The organism is Facklamia sp. P12955 (genome assembly GCF_050409565.1).
Classification (GTDB): domain Bacteria; phylum Bacillota; class Bacilli; order Lactobacillales; family Aerococcaceae; genus Facklamia.
The window spans coordinates 1-908 of record NZ_JBNUPF010000058.1 but is presented as its reverse complement, the minus strand read 5'-3'; the positions used below and the strand labels follow the sequence as shown (position 1 = coordinate 908).

Annotated in this window: 2 rRNA genes; both read left to right on the top strand. The window is 52.2% G+C overall.

Annotated features, from left to right (window positions below):
• Positions 1 to 749, top strand: a 23S ribosomal RNA gene (locus ACQV2G_RS09110); the annotation flags it as partial.
• Between the two features lie 78 nt (positions 750 to 827).
• Positions 828 to 908, top strand: a 5S ribosomal RNA gene (gene rrf / locus ACQV2G_RS09105); the annotation flags it as partial.

The window sequence follows — 908 nt, the reverse complement described above, 5'->3', positions numbered from 1 at the left end:
CCAGTATGCAAGGAGACGTTGGTGGGATACTACCCTTGTAATATGAACCCTCTAACTCGCGTGAAGAACACGGAAGACAGTGTCAGGTGGGCAGTTTGACTGGGGCGGTCGCCTCCTAAAGAGTAACGGAGGCGCCCAAAGGTTCCCTCAGAATGGTTGGAAATCATTCGTAGAGTGCAAAGGCAGAAGGGAGCTTGACTGCGAGACCAACAAGTCGAGCAGGGACGAAAGTCGGGCTTAGTGATCCGGTGGTACCGCATGGAAGGGCCATCGCTCAACGGATAAAAGCTACCCTGGGGATAACAGGCTTATCTCCCCCAAGAGTTCACATCGACGGGGAGGTTTGGCACCTCGATGTCGGCTCATCGCATCCTGGGGCTGAAGTCGGTCCCAAGGGTTGGGCTGTTCGCCCATTAAAGCGGTACGCGAGCTGGGTTCAGAACGTCGTGAGACAGTTCGGTCCCTATCCGTCGCGGGCGTAGGAAATTTGAGAAGAGCTGTCCTTAGTACGAGAGGACCGGGATGGACACACCGCTGGTGTACCAGTTGTTCCGCCAGGAGCATTGCTGGGTAGCTATGTGTGGGATGGATAACCGCTGAAAGCATCTAAGCGGGAAGCCAGCTTCAAGATGAGATTTCCCATTCGCAAGAAGTAAGACCCCTGAGAGACGATCAGGTAGATAGGCTAGAAGTGGAAGTATAGCGATATATGGAGCGGACTAGTACTAATCGGTCGAGGACTTAACCATGAGATTTCAAGGTAAGTAGAGGTGTATTCAGTTTTGAGTGATTGAGAGATTGCTCAAGATAACGATGAGATGACACTGTGTGGTGATGATGGCAAGAAGGACACACCTGTACCCATGCCGAACACAGCAGTTAAGCTTCTTAGCGCCGATGGTAGTTGG